This is a genomic window from Candidatus Sphingomonas phytovorans (genome assembly GCA_029202385.1).
GTDB classification, from domain to species: domain Bacteria; phylum Pseudomonadota; class Alphaproteobacteria; order Sphingomonadales; family Sphingomonadaceae; genus Sphingomonas; species Sphingomonas phytovorans.
In genome coordinates, this window is sequence record CP119314.1 from 3599407 (window position 1) to 3613443 (window position 14037).

General features: G+C 66.3%; 11 protein-coding genes and 1 riboswitch. Of the genes, 6 read left to right on the top strand and 5 right to left on the bottom strand.

Annotation, left to right across the window (positions count from 1 at the left end):
* The first annotated feature begins 7 nt into the window (after positions 1-7).
* The 5 genes from P0Y59_16510 to P0Y59_16530 all read left to right on the top strand — a co-directional run bounded on the left by P0Y59_16510 (position 8) and on the right by P0Y59_16530 (position 5152).
* A complete protein-coding gene (locus P0Y59_16510) occupies positions 8-697 on the top strand; it encodes a site-2 protease family protein (GenBank protein ID WEJ98538.1) in 690 nt (229 codons plus the stop codon).
* A 3-nt stretch (positions 698-700) separates the two neighbouring features.
* Positions 701-1702, top strand: a complete 1002-nt coding sequence (truB, locus tag P0Y59_16515; protein WEJ98539.1) for a tRNA pseudouridine(55) synthase TruB — start codon at positions 701-703, stop codon at positions 1700-1702.
* Positions 1703-1717: 15 nt separating this feature from the next.
* Entirely contained in the window at positions 1718-1987 is a 270-nt protein-coding gene (gene rpsO / locus P0Y59_16520) for a 30S ribosomal protein S15 (protein WEJ98540.1), read from the top strand.
* A 241-nt stretch (positions 1988-2228) separates the two neighbouring features.
* The gene (gene pnp / locus P0Y59_16525; protein WEJ98541.1) at positions 2229-4601 is read left to right on the top strand and encodes a polyribonucleotide nucleotidyltransferase; all 2373 of its coding nucleotides are present in this window, start codon (positions 2229-2231) and stop codon (positions 4599-4601) included.
* A 134-nt stretch (positions 4602-4735) separates the two neighbouring features.
* A complete protein-coding gene (locus tag P0Y59_16530) occupies positions 4736-5152 on the top strand; it encodes a DUF4279 domain-containing protein (protein ID WEJ98542.1) in 417 nt (138 codons plus the stop codon).
* A 143-nt stretch (positions 5153-5295) separates the two neighbouring features.
* Here P0Y59_16530 and P0Y59_16535 read toward each other — a convergent pair whose 3' ends face one another.
* The 5 genes from P0Y59_16535 to P0Y59_16555 form a co-directional block, all read right to left on the bottom strand.
* On the bottom strand, positions 5296-5694 hold the full coding sequence (locus P0Y59_16535) for an acyl-CoA thioesterase (GenBank protein ID WEJ98543.1): 399 nt from the start codon (positions 5692-5694) through the stop codon (positions 5296-5298).
* Entirely contained in the window at positions 5681-8008 is a 2328-nt protein-coding gene (gene metE / locus P0Y59_16540; GenBank protein ID WEJ98544.1) for a 5-methyltetrahydropteroyltriglutamate--homocysteine S-methyltransferase, read from the bottom strand. The genes P0Y59_16535 and metE overlap by 14 nt, the downstream gene beginning before the upstream one ends.
* 111 nt (positions 8009-8119) lie before the next feature.
* Positions 8120-8326: riboswitch (cobalamin riboswitch) on the bottom strand.
* A 187-nt stretch (positions 8327-8513) separates the two neighbouring features.
* Positions 8514-10577: a multicopper oxidase domain-containing protein gene (locus P0Y59_16545; GenBank protein WEJ98545.1), complete on the bottom strand. Its 2064-nt coding sequence runs from the start codon at positions 10575-10577 to the stop codon at positions 8514-8516.
* 105 nt (positions 10578-10682) lie between these two features.
* On the bottom strand, positions 10683-12260 hold the full coding sequence (locus tag P0Y59_16550) for an MFS transporter (GenBank protein WEJ98546.1): 1578 nt from the start codon (positions 12258-12260) through the stop codon (positions 10683-10685).
* A gap of 93 nt (positions 12261-12353) precedes the next feature.
* Positions 12354-12638 carry a chorismate mutase gene (locus P0Y59_16555; protein ID WEJ98547.1) on the bottom strand — a complete coding sequence of 95 codons (285 nt, stop codon included), beginning with the start codon at positions 12636-12638 and terminating at the stop codon, positions 12354-12356.
* Positions 12639-12765: 127 nt separating this feature from the next.
* Between P0Y59_16555 and P0Y59_16560 the strand changes: the two genes are divergently transcribed.
* On the top strand, positions 12766-13779 hold the full coding sequence (locus tag P0Y59_16560; protein ID WEJ98548.1) for a polyprenyl synthetase family protein: 1014 nt from the start codon (positions 12766-12768) through the stop codon (positions 13777-13779).
* Positions 13780-14037 lie beyond the last annotated feature (258 nt).

The window sequence follows — 14037 nt, forward strand, 5'->3', positions numbered from 1 at the left end:
GCGGACGATGAACATCGTCTCCATTCTTTATTCGGCCGCGGTCTGGATCATTCCGCTGACCATCGCGATCGTGCTGCACGAGATCGCGCATGGCTGGGTCGCCTATGCGTTTGGCGATCCCACCGCGAAACACCTCGGGCGGCTGTCGGTCAACCCGGCCACCCATGTCGATCCGGTCGGCACCATCCTGTTGCCGCTGTCGCTCGCCATTGCCCATCTGCCGGTGTTCGGCTGGGCCAAGCCGGTGCCGGTCGTCGCCAGCCGGCTGCGCAATCCGCGGGTGCACATGATGATCGTCGCGCTTGCCGGCCCGGCAATGAACCTTGCCCTCGCCCTGATCGGCACGATCACCCTCGCCGTCTTCGTCGCTTTCTGGACGGGCGGCACGCCGACGGGCGCAAGTGCCTTCCTGTTCGACAACCTGATCAACTTCGTGATGATCAACATCTTCCTGGCGATCTTCAACCTGCTGCCGATCCCCCCTTTCGATGGCGGCCATGTCGTCGAGGGGCTGCTGCCCCGTCCGCTCGCCGCGCGCTATGCGCGGATCGGCCGCTATGGCTTCCTGCTGCTCCTCTTCCTGCTGGTGGTCCTGCCGATGATCGCGCCGAACGCGAATGTGGTCGCGCGTGTGATCGGGCCACCCGCCAACGCGCTGATCGACCTGCTGCTCGGGTCCGCCGGCCTCGCGACCTGAACGATGCACGGCTGGATCATCCTCGACAAGCCGCTCGGTCTCGGCTCCACCCAGGGCGTCTCGGCGGTCAAGCGCGCGCTGCGCGCGGGCGGGTACGGCAAGCTCAAGGTCGGGCATGGCGGCACGCTCGACCCGCTCGCCACCGGCGTGCTCCCGATCGCGATCGGCGAGGCGACCAAGCTCGCGGGGCGCATGCTCGACAGCGATAAGGTGTATGATTTCACCATCAGCTTCGGGGTGCAGACTGATACGCTCGACCTGGAAGGCGCAGAGATCGCGCGGTCGGATGTGCGGCCGACCCTTGCCGATATCGAAGCGGTGTTGCCGCGCTTCACCGGCCCGATCGAGCAGGTGCCGCCTGCCTATTCGGCGCTGAAGGTCGACGGACAGCGTGCTTATGATCTGGCGCGCGCTGGCGAAGAGGTGGTGCTGGCGAGCCGTTCGGTGACGGTCCATGCCCTCAGTTCCTCCCCGGTACGGGGAGGGGGACCGTCCGAAGGATGGTGGAGGGGGGCTTCCGCGGACGGGCCGCTTGTGGAAGCCCCCCTCCACCATTCGCCGGAAGAGGCGAATGGTCCCCCTCCCCGTGCCGGGGAGGATCTTGAAGAGGTCACTCTCACCGCCCATGTCTCGAAGGGCACCTATATCCGCAGCCTCGCGCGCGACATTGCGCTGGCGCTTGGGACCGTCGGCCATGTCACCATGCTGCGCCGGGTGAAGGCCGGCCCGTTCACCCTGGCTGACTCGATATCGCTGGACAAACTGGACGAACTCGGCCATGGGCGCGCCCTTGAAGAGAAACTCCTGCCCCTGAGGGCGGGGCTGGACGACATCCCGGCTCTATCCCTCACTCCCGATCAGGCAGGGCTGCTCCGACAGGGGCGGGTGTTGATCGGGATCGCCGCAGACGATGGCCTCCACTTCGCGATATCGGACGATGTTCCGGTCGCCCTGGTGGAAGTTCAGGACCGCGAGGTCCGTGTCGTTCGCGGTTTCAACCTCTGATTCGAAAGGAAGCCGATGTCGATCACTCAGGAGCGCAAGGAAGCGCTCGTCAAGGACCATGCCCGCGCCGAAGGCGATACGGGTTCCCCCGAAGTCCAGGTCGCGATCCTCACCGAGCGCATCCGCAACCTGACCGAGCACTTCAAGGGCCACAAGAAGGACAATCATTCGCGCCGCGGGCTGCTGATGATGGTCAACAAGCGCCGGTCGCTGCTCGACTATCTCCGTCACAAGGACGGCCAGCGTTATACCGATCTCATCGCGAAGCTCGGTCTTCGCAAGTAAGAAACCGGCGCCCTCGGGCGCCGTTTTCATATTCCGGCGCAAGCCGGAACCAGCAAAATAACCTCGCGCAAGCGGGGCCACCAGCTCGATCGAGACTGGACCCCGATCACGGGGATATAAGGACGAGAAGCAATTCGGCGGATCGTCTCAGGAGCGACAACTCGCTCCAAACCGCGCGGGCCGGCCTAGCCCGCACATAGGCCCCGGCCAGCATCTGGCGGCCGGAGTTGAAGGAAATAAAATGTTCGATACGAAAACCGTAAGCATCCAGTGGGGCGGCAAGACCCTCACGCTGGAAACGGGCCGCGTTGCCCGCCAGGCCAATGGCGCCGTCATTGCGACGCTTGGCGAAACCGTCGTGTTGTGCGCGGTCACCGCTGCACGCTCCGTCAAGGAAGGGCAGGATTTCTTCCCGCTCACCGTCCACTATCAGGAAAAATTCTCGGCTTCGGGCCGCATCCCCGGCGGCTTCTTCAAGCGTGAGCGCGGCGCCACCGAAAAGGAGACGCTGACCAGCCGCCTGATCGACCGCCCGATCCGCCCGCTGTTCCCGGAAGGCTTCTACAACGAGATCAACGTCATCGCCCAGGTGCTGAGCTATGACGGCGAGAACGAGCCGGACATCCTCGCGATGGTCGCCGCCTCCGCCGCCCTCACCATCTCCGGCGTGCCGTTCATGGGCCCGATCGGCGCAGCCCGCGTCGGTTATGTCGATGGCGAGTATATCCTGAACCCGACCCTCGAGCAGAGCAAGGAAGGCGATCTCGACCTGGTCGTCGCCGCCACGCATGGCGCGGTGATGATGGTCGAATCCGAAGCCAGGGAGCTGTCGGAAGACGTGATGCTCGGCGCGGTGCAGTTCGCCCACAAGGCATGCCGCGAGGCAGTCGGCGCGATCATCGATCTCGCCGAGCAGGCCGCCAAGGAGCCCTGGGAAATGGCCGAGCAGGCCGACCTGTCGGCCGCCAAGGACAAGCTGAAGAAGCTGATCGGCAAGGACATCGCCGCCGCCTACAAGGTGACCGACAAGTCCAAGCGTTCGGACCTGCTGAACGCGGCGCGCGCCAAGGGCAAGGCGGCGTTCGCCGAAGCGACCCCGCAGGACCAGATGGCCGCCGGCAAGCTGATGAAGAAGCTGGAAGCCGAGATCGTCCGTGGCGCCATCCTGAAGGACGGCAAGCGCATCGACGGCCGCACCACCACCCAGATCCGTCCGATCGAGGCGATGGTCCACTTCCTGCCGCGCACGCATGGCTCGGCGCTGTTCACGCGCGGCGAGACCCAGTCGATCTGCACCACCACGCTCGGCACGCGCGACGCGGAGCAGATGATCGACGGCCTGACCGGCCTGTCCTACGAGCATTTCATGCTTCACTATAACTTCCCGCCCTATTCGGTCGGCGAAGTCGGCCGCTTCGGTGCGCCGGGCCGTCGCGAAGTCGGCCACGGCAAGCTCGCCTGGCGCGCGCTGCACCCGGTGCTGCCGTCGAAGGAAGAGTTCCCCTACACGATCCGCGTCCTCTCCGACATCACCGAGTCGAACGGCTCGTCGTCGATGGCGACGGTGTGCGGCGGTTCGCTGTCGATGATGGACGCCGGCGTGCCGCTGAAGCGCCCGGTCTCGGGCATCGCGATGGGCCTGATCCTCGAGGGCAAGGACTTCGCCGTCCTGTCCGACATCCTGGGCGACGAGGATCACCTCGGCGACATGGATTTCAAGGTGGCTGGCACGTCCGAGGGCATCACGACGATGCAGATGGACATCAAGATCGCCGGCATCACCGAAGAGATCATGCGCGTCGCGCTGAACCAGGCCAAGGAAGGCCGCGCGCACATCCTGGGCGAGATGGCCAAGGCGCTCGACCACACCCGTGAGGAGCTCTCGGCGCACGCACCGCGCATCGAGACGATCACGATCGACAAGTCGAAGATCCGTGAAGTCATCGGCACCGGCGGCAAGGTGATCCGCGAGATCGTCGCCACCACCGGCGCCAAGGTCGACATCGACGACGAGGGCGTGATCAAGGTCAGCTCCTCCGACGCGGCGCAGATCGAGGCGGCGATCAAGTGGATCAAGGGCCTGGTCGAGGAAGCCGAAGTCGGCAAGATCTATGACGGCAAGGTCGTCAACCTGGTCGATTTCGGTGCGTTCGTGAACTTCATGGGCGGCAAGGACGGCCTCGTCCACGTCTCCGAGATCAAGAACGAGCGTGTCGAGAAGGTGGCCGACGTCCTGAGCGAAGGCCAGGAAGTCAAGGTCAAGGTCCTCGAGATCGATCCGCGCGGCAAGGTCCGCCTGTCGATGCGCGTCGTCGACCAGGAGACCGGCGCCGAGCTGGAGGACACCCGTCCCGCCCGCGAGCCCCGCGAAGGCGGCGACCGTGGCGATCGTGGTCCGCGCGGCCCGCGCCGTGATGGTGATGGCGGCCGTGGCCCGCGTGGCGATGGCGGCGGTCGTGGCGACCGCGGTCCGCGCCGTGACGGTGACGGCGGCCGTGGCCCCCGTCGCGATGGCGGCGGCGACCGCGCGCCCCGCGGCGAGCGTTCGGGCAACAAGGATGACGGCCCCGCGCCCGAGTTCGCGCCTGCCTTCCTGACCGGCGACCGCGACTAAGCGATCCGCGTCCTCAGGGACAAAGAAGAGGGGCCCGGGAAACCGGGCCCCTTTTTCGTTGGCCTCCGCTTCTCCGGCGAAGGTCGGACAGACTTGAGGTAGATCACCGACACGCTGACCGGTATAGCATAGGCATGGCTGCCATATACGAAACGACAATGTGCCTCAGGTTTTTCGGTGATGACCTCGATCCCGACGAGATCACTGCACGCCTTGGTCGTCCTCCTTCTGTCGGAATGAAGAAGGGAGTAACTTGGGTTACGGAATCGGGGGCAGAAAAAGTTGCCCGCACCGGGTCATGGCGTCTAAAAACCAACGATCGTCAACTAGGAGACTTCGATAGTCACATTGCCCAAATTCTCGGAGGATTGAGCGATGACTTGGCCGTATGGGAAGATTTGACCACGCGGTTCAAGGCGGACGTTTTCTGCGGCCTTTTCATGAAAGAGAGCAATGAAGGCCTGAGCCTGTCCGCAAAATCGATGCTGGACTTAGGCGCTCGCAGGCTGTCGCTTGAGTTTGATATCTATGACCCAGGACTGCCCGACTGAGACGCTGTCAGGCAATGAGCACGACGATCTCGGCCGACGCTTCTGAAGGCCGGGGCCCAGTTGGGGAACGAAAATGGTGAGCCCCGCGCTTCGTTACCACCGCCTTCCCGACTGGGCCCCGGCCTTCGCCGGGGAAGAGAAGATCAGACCGACTCCAACGCCCGCACCGGCCTCGGCCGCCGGTCCTGCCCGACCGCGACGAACGCGAACTCAGCCTCGGTCACCTTGTTCGCTTCCTCCGAATGCCGGTCGCGTGCCCAGGCCTCGACCTGGACCCGCATCGAGGTGCGCCCGACCTTGATCAGCCGGGCGAACACCGACACCTCGTCGCCGACAAAGACCGGGCGGTGGAAGGCCATGCCCTCCACCGCGATCGTCACCGCCCGGCCGCCCGCGTGACGCGAGGCGACCGAGGAAGCGGCGAGGTCCATCTGGCTCATCAGCCAGCCGCCGAAGATGTCGCCATAGACATTGGCGTCGGCTGGCACCGCCGTCACGCGGACGGCGGGCTGCTCGTCAGGCATCGCCTCAGGCTGCGTCATAGGCGCCCCGCACGCGCATGCGCTGCGCCGCGGCGACCATCGCGATCAGCGCCGGCCGCACCTCTTCCCATTTGCGCGTCTTAAGCCCGCAATCGGGGTTCACCCAGAGCTGTTCCGCCGGCAGGCGCCTGCCCGCGAGCGTCAACAGATCGGTCATCTCCGCCTCGGCCGGAATGCGCGGCGCGTGGATGTCGTACACGCCCGGCCCGATCTCGTTGGGATAGGCATAATCGGCAAAGGCATCGAGCAATTCCATCTGCGACCGGGCGGTCTCGATCGAGATGACGTCGGCGTCCATCGCGCCGATCGAGGGCAGGATGTCGTTGAATTCCGAATAGCACATATGGGTGTGAATCTGGGTGTCGTCGCGCACGCCCGACGCGGTCAGCCGGAAACAGTCGACCGCCCAGTCGAGATAGGCCTGCCAGTCGGCGCGGCGCAGCGGCAGGCCCTCGCGAAGGGCCGCCTCGTCGATCTGGATCACCGCGGCACCGGCCGCCTCGAGGTCGACCACCTCGTCGCGGATCGCCAGCGCGATCTCGCGGCAGCTCGCGCTCCGGGGCTGGTCGTCGCGCACGAACGACCAGTTCAGGATCGTGACCGGGCCGGTCAGCATGCCCTTCATCGGCCTGCCCGTCAGCGACTGGGCATAGCGCCACCAGTCGACCGTCATCGGTTTCGGCCGTGCGACATCGCCATAGAGGATCGGCGGCCGAACGCAGCGCGAGCCATAGCTCTGCACCCAGGCACTGCGGGTGAAGGCGAAGCCGGAGAGCTGCTCGCCGAAATATTGCACCATGTCGTTGCGCTCGAACTCGCCATGAACCAGCACGTCGAGGCCGATCTTCTCCTGCCACTCGACCGTCGCGGCGGTCTCGACGCGCAGGAACTGCTCATAGGCCAGGTCGTCGATCTCGCCCTTGATGTGGGCCGCGCGTGCCTTGCGCACCTCGGGCGTCTGCGGGAAGGAGCCGATCGTCGTGGTCGGAAAGCTCGGCAGGCCGAGCCGCGCCTGTTGCGCCGCGCGGCGATCGGCGAAGGGCGAGGCACGGTGAGTCATGCCGGCATCGACCGCCGCCAGCCGCGCCGCGACCGCGGGATTGTGAATCAGCGGCGAGGTCCTGCGCGCTGCCACCGCCGCGCGCGCCGCCGCCAGCGGTTCGGCGACCGAGCCGGCGCCCTGATCCAGCGCCCGGGCCAGCACCGCCAGTTCGCCGATCTTCTGCACCGCGAAGGCAAGCCATTGCCCGACCTCCGGATCGAGCGCCGTCTCGATGGCGAGATCGACCGGAACATGCAGCAGCGAGCAGGACGGCGCGAGGATCAGGTCGCGTTCCGCCGCGACCGGCGCGATGCGATCGATCAGCGCATCGAGATCGGCGCGCCAGACATTGCGACCGTCGATCACGCCGAGCGACAGCAGCAGGTCGGGCCGGGCGCGCCGCCACACCGCGTCAAGCTGCTCCGGCGCACGGACCAGGTCGATGTGCAGGCCATGCACCGGCAGGTCGGTCGCCAGGTCGAGATTGTCGCCGAGCGCGCCGAAATAGGTCGTCAGCATCACCTTGGGCCCGTTCACCGACAGCCGCCGGTACGCCAGCTTCAGCGCCTCGCGCTGGTCGTCGTCGAGGTCGAGCACCAGGCAGGGCTCGTCGATCTGCACCCAGTCGGCGCCCGCCCGAGCGAGCTGCGCCAGCACTTCCTCGTAAACCGGCAGAACCGAATCGAGCAGCGACAGCGGGACGACATCCTTGCCCTTGGCCAGCGTCAGCCAGGTCACCGGGCCGAGCAGCACCGGCCGCGTGTGGTAGCCAAGCGCCTTCGCCTCGAGGAATTCGTCGACCGCCTTGCCCGACGACAGGGCGAATTCCTGCCCCGCGGCCAGTTCAGGCACCATGTAATGATAGTTGGTGTCGAACCATTTGGTCATTTCCTGCGCGGTGCTGTCCAGCCCGTGCGCGCAGCCCTCATGGCCCTTCGCGTCCTGAGCGCCACGGGCCCCCTGAGCGCCGCGCGCCATCGCGAAATAGGTGTCGAGGCCGACCTTGCCGCCGTCCCAGCCATAGCGCGCCGGCACCGCGCCGAGCATCGCCGAGGTGTCGAGCACATGATCGTAGAGCGAGAAGTCGCCGCTTGGGATGATATCGGCGCCAAGCGCCTTTTGCCGCGCCCAGGCGGCGGCGCGCAGGCCCTGAGCCGCGAGCGACAGCGTATCGGCGGCCGACTTGCCGGACCAGAAGCTTTCAAGGGCGAACTTCAGCTCGCGGCGCGGGCCGATGCGGGGGAAACCGAGGGTAGCCACGGAAATGGTCATCGTCTTGCCTTGCGTTGGGCAAGGTGATGGCCGGACGCACGGCAACGGGCCGGCGCCCCTCTGGCAAGCCCGGGCGCGGTGTTGCACGCGGCCTGACCGGGCACCCCGCCGGAGGACGTTATCTGACGAGGCAGGTCTCCTGGCTCGCGGGTCGATGCGGCGATCCGGCCTTCCCGGTCCCTTGCCTGGACCAGTGACACGAAATGGATCGCCGCTCACCGCTCACAGTTGCGGGGGCAGCGCCGGAATCACACCGGCTTCCCGTCTTAGCTCCGACCGGAAAATCCCGGACGAAGAACCTTGACATGACCGAGGATAGCCATCACGCGTGTTTCGTCAAGACTCATATAAAGAATTCTTTATGTCTTTATATCATGCGTGCCGGAAAACACCCCCGGACAGGCATGACAAAAGTCTCCAACAGGAAGCACACGGATTCCGACGGTTTCCCCTCGTGGAACCCCGACAAAGATGCCGGAACAAGCCCGGCATGACGGCCCGAAGCTCAGGGGTGCTTCATGTCGTCCATGGCCATCGGCTTGGCACCCTCGGCCGCCCTGAGGCTGGTGTCGCCCTGCGCCAGCACCACCGCGACATTCTGCATCATGCCGTTATCCTCATGGTCGAGGATGTGGCAGTGGAGCACGAACTCGCCGATATAGCGCTGGTAGCGGGTCCGCACCTTCACCGTGTAATAGCCGCCCGGCACCTTCGGCGCGAGGCTCTTGATCCACAGCGTGTCCTTCCACACGCCCTCAAGCCCGGCATATTGCGGATCGACCTTACCGTCCGCATCATCGATCGAGCCAGGCGCGCTGACATCCTTGCCGCTAGGATCGGTGATCGAGACGATCTGGAACGGATTGACGTGGATGTGGAACGGATGGCCGACATAGTGCGACTGCATGGTCCATTCGTCGACCCCGCCCAGGATGAGCTGGCGATCGATCCGGTTCGGATCATATGGCCGCGTATCGGCGGTCTTCAGCGTGTTGCCGACCTCGAACTTGGTGTCGTTTGGGTCCTTCGTATCGATGAAGAAGGTCAGTTCCTGCGTGCCCGTCACCTCGCTCGGCGCGATATCGGGATGCGGCGTGAACTGGGTGAATTTCAGCCCGTTCTTGAGATCGGCGACAATCGCCGGCTTCACCACGGGCGGCATCGCCTGGTCCGCGCGCGCGACCAGCGCGTTGGTCAGATAGGTCGTGATATCGGGCACCGACGTGCCGGGGTCGACCGTCACCGTTCCCATCAGCCGCGGGCCGGGCGTATCGCCATTGACTGATCCTGCCCCCGGTGAGGATGTGTCGATCAGGCAATAGCGGCCTGCCTCGGGGAAGACGACCAGCGCGTCGAAGCGATAGCCCGGCTGGAAGGTCGCGACCCTGGTCGCCTGCGCAGCGCCCATGGTGAGCCCGTCCGCCGCGATCAGGGTGTAGGGGATCGCCTCGCCGGTGCAGCTCTGCCTGATGAATTTCTCCTCCGCCGCCTCGGTCAGCTTCGCGCCGATCTGGGCGTTGGGCTTCATCTTCACCAGCGTCATGCTGATCGTGTCGCGCACCCCGGCATGGATCATCCGCCAGCGCTCGACATCGCCCTGCTTCGTATGGAAGGTCGGCAGGACCACGCCGTTGAGCGTGGTGTAGCGACCCGACTTGCCCCATTGGCCCGGCGCGAACAGGTCGTAATCGTCGATCTTGCCGACATCGCCGGGGTCGCACCGGTACGTGCCGTCCTTGTTGACCTTGATCGGGCCCGGCTTGCCGTCCTTGCCCGGCTCGCGGCAGGCATATTGGATCTGCTGCATCACCAGCACGCGCTCCGTCATGCCCTTCACCAGCGTATCGATGTCGCCATGCGCCGCCCTGCTCGGCAGGCGGTTGCCGCGCACGATCAGCGCGCCGGCCATGCCGCTCGACACCTGGAGCGCGGTCGAGCCGTGGCGATGGGTGTGGTACCAGAAGGTGCCTGACGGATGATCGCCCGGGATGTTGTATTCGTACTGGAAGCTGACGCCGGGGTTGATCGACAGCAGCACATTGTCGCCATTGCCCGACGGGTTCACCCACAGGCCATGGGTGTGGAGATTGGTGCCGTTGAAGCAATGCGGCTTGTCCGGATTATGGTCCATCGCCGCATGGCCGGTCATCGGCGCGCAGCTCGGATCGCCCGGCAGCTTGTTGTTGAGATTGACCCGGATCGTGTCGCCCGGCTTCACCTCGATCGTCGGCGACACATAGGGCGTGGTCGGATCGACATCGGTGCCGTTGTAGCTGCGCAGATTGACCTTGTCGTAGACCCCGGTCGCCGGATTGAAGATCTGGCCGTCGGTATAGACCACGTCGAGATCGAGGATGCTTTCGTGCGGCGCCGCGCCGGGCGTCGGCACCGCCGCCATCACCAGCTTCTCCGCGGCGGGCAGGCCCGGCGTCTCGGGCGCCAGCACGCGCGGATTGCCCAGCGCGCGCTCCGCCGTCTGCGCCGCGAGCGGTGCCGCGACGAAGGCCGTGAGGCTGATCGTGGCGAATAGGCAGGCGCGAACGCGCCCGGTCGTCCGGAAACCTGTCATGACCTCACCCCTTTTCATAGCGCCCCGCTATCCGGGCCACGTGTGCGCGACCGGGGTGAATCCGTCGAGAAAGGACGATGCCGATTCGGTTCAATCTTCGACCGGCTATCCGGCCGCGACCGTCCCGGGTGCCGAATCGAGATCGCGCAGATCCCCGCCGCGCGTCTCGCGGCCGAACCAGGCGACCAGGCCCAACGCAAGCACCGCCGGCGCCATGATGACCGCCGCCGCCAGCCCCATGGTCGGGATCAGCGCGGCGATGCTCAGCCCCTGCGCCAGCAATCCGCCTGCCTTGGTGCAGGCGGCGACCCAGCCGGTCGCCCGCCCGCGGACACGCAGCGGGAAGCTCTCCGCCGTATAAGGCAGCAGGATCGCGAGGATGCCGTTCGACCCGACGATCAGCAGCGCGACCGGCAGCACCGGGCTGCCCGTTCCTGCCAGGTCGAGCTGGAGCACGCCGGCCAATCCGGCCAGCGTCACCGCGATCATCGCGACGAGCGACCATTTGGTACTCCAGCGGCTGTACATCAGCGCGGCGAGGAACACGGTCGGAAAGGCGATGAGCGAGCTTTCGGCGAGCAGCCGGCTCGACACCGCGACCGAATAGCCCCTGGCGACGAGGTCGGCCGGCAGCCACAGCAACAGGCCGAAATTGATCAGGCCCCAGGTGAGCGCGGCGACGGTGAGCGCGACGAGCTTGCCGGCAAGGTGCCGGCCGGTCAGCGGGCCATGGCTTGCGCCGGTCGCGACGGGCGGCGGCCCGCGCCGTGCGGTCGCACCGAAGCGCCGCATCACCGCCTCCGCCTCGACGGTGCGGCCCCGCGCGAGCAGGAACTTGGCCGATTCGGGAATCAGCGCGCCGAGCAGGATCAGGCTCAATCCGGTCGGCAGGTTGGCCAGCCACAGGATTCGCCAGCCGAAGATTGGCTGAAGCAACGCCGAAAGGCCGCTCGCCGCGAAATAGCCGCCGACCGCGCCGAGCCCGCCGACCAGCACCAGGCTCCAGCCGCGATGCCGGTTGGGCATCATCTCGGCGAGCAGGGCATAGGTGACGGGCAGCATGCCGCCGGCGGCCGCCCCCATCATGAAGCACATCGCGATGTTCCAGGCGAGCGACGGCATCGCCCCGCAGATCGAGGTGCCGACGAACATCACCGCGGAGAGCAGGATCGAGGCCTTGCGCCCGTAGAGGTCGGCGATGGCGCCCCACACCACCGATCCGACGACGGTGCCCATCAGCGCGAAGAACGGCACCAGCGAGACGGTCGCGCGGGGCACGCCATATTCGCCGATCATGCCGGGCACGGTAAAACCCAGCGACGCCGGCTTCATCACGTCGATGATCAGCGCGACGACCAGCACGAGCATCAGCCGCCAGTGCGCCCAGCCGAGCGCCGCGTCCTCGGGCGCGGCGATGGTGATGTCCTCCGCCGCCGCCCGCTGCGCCGCGAGATTGCGTGGCAACAGGCCATAGGCAGCGACGAACACCCCGGCGACGATCAGGACCATGCCAAAAATCATGCCGGGGTCCATCGGCATGCCGGCCATGCGATAGCCCATGTGCCGCGCCATCAGGAACATCGGCAAATGGAGCAGCACCCCCGCGGTGACGGCCACGCAACCAAGCACGAATGCCCATAGTGCCTGGCGATCGGACAGGGTGCTGGCGCCACGATCGAGCATTGGAATTCCCTTCCCCTGCCCGGACGATAACGGTCTCACCGACCGCTGGCCATAGCGTCCCCGGGGGTGGCGCGGCGCGCCGGAAACCGTCGGCTATTCCCCGTCGCGGACCCGTTCGTGGTGGCGGATCACCTCGTCGATGATGAAGCGCAGGAATTTCTCGGAAAAATCCGGATCGAGATCGGCCTGCTTGGCCAGCCCGCGCAACCGCACGATCTGCGCGTCCTCGCGGCCGGGATCGGCCGGAGGCAGTCCGGCGCTCGCCTTGTAGCGGCCGACCGCCTGGGTCACCTTGAAGCGCTCGGCCAGCAGGAAAACGAGCGCCGCGTCGATATTGTCGATGCTCTGGCGATAGCCGCTGAGCGTTTCGTCGGTCACTTTGCCGTCCCCACCAGTTCGCCGGGCCTTTTGCGGATGCGGCGCGCGACGCGCAACCCCGAAAGGCAGCGTTTCAGGCGCGCTAAGGCTTGCCTTTAGCGAAGCGTGCGGCCACATCGCACGGGACATGAGCGCAACGATCCATCGCCTCGATACCCAGCGCCAGCCGTCGCTCGAACCAATGGTGCAACTGGTCGCCGGGGACCTCAATCTCGTCAACGCGGTGATCCTGTCGCGGATGCAGTCGGAGATCCCGCTGATCCCGGAACTCGCCGGCCATCTCATCGCCGGTGGCGGCAAGCGGATGCGCCCGATGCTGACGCTCGCGAGCGCTCGGCTGCTCGGCTATACCGGCACGCGGCACCATCGGCTGGCCGCCGCGGTCGAGTTCATCCACACCGCCACCCTGCTCCATGACGATGTGGTCGACGGGTCGGACCTGCGCCGGGGCAAGCGCACCGCCAATCTCATCTGGGGCAACCCGGCGAGCGTGCTGGTCGGCGACTTCCTGTTCAGCCGTTCCTTCGAGCTGATGGTCGAGGACGGCAGCCTGAAAGTGCTCAAGATCCTGTCGGGCGCGAGCGCGATCATCGCCGAGGGCGAGGTCAACCAGCTCACCGCCGCGCGCCGGATCGATATCGGCGAGGAACGCTATCTCGACATCATCGGCGCGAAGACCGCCGCCCTGTTCGCCGCCGCCTGCCGAATCGCCGCGGTCGTCGCCGAGCGCCCCGAGGCCGAGGAAATGGCGCTCGACGCCTATGGCCGCAATCTCGGCATCGCCTTCCAGCTGGTCGATGACGCGATCGACTATGTGTCCGACGCGGGCACGATGGGCAAGGACGCCGGCGACGATTTCCGCGAGGGCAAGGCGACTCTTCCCGTCATCCTCGCCCATGCGCGCGGTAGCACCGAAGACCGGACATTCTGGAAGGCAGCGATTGAGGGCCATCGTTCGAGCGACGAGGATTTCGCCCACGCCGTGTCGCTGATCCACTCCACCCGCGCGGTGGACGACACGCTCGCCCGGGCGCGGCACTACGGCCAGCGCGCGATCGACGCGATCGGCGGCTTCGCGCCGAGCCAGGCCAAGGATTCGATGGTCGAGGCAGTCGAGTTCGCGGTGGCGCGGGCTTACTGAAGTCGGCGGACGGGTGTGCCCGTCCTCGAAATCCCCGGCGCCGTGACAGCCGCACATGGATTCACGCGAAGACGAAGACGCGAAGCTTGGTTTCCGGAGATTACTGTCACACGATCGGCGTCGGACAAGACATCTTTGCGCCTTCGCGCCTTCGCGTACATTTCTTCGAACCCACCCGCGAGCGGCCCGCCTGGGTGCCTCCCGCTCCCGTCGAGCGAACCGGGGAGGTGGAGCACCAGCCAGGTCGGATCGACGTTC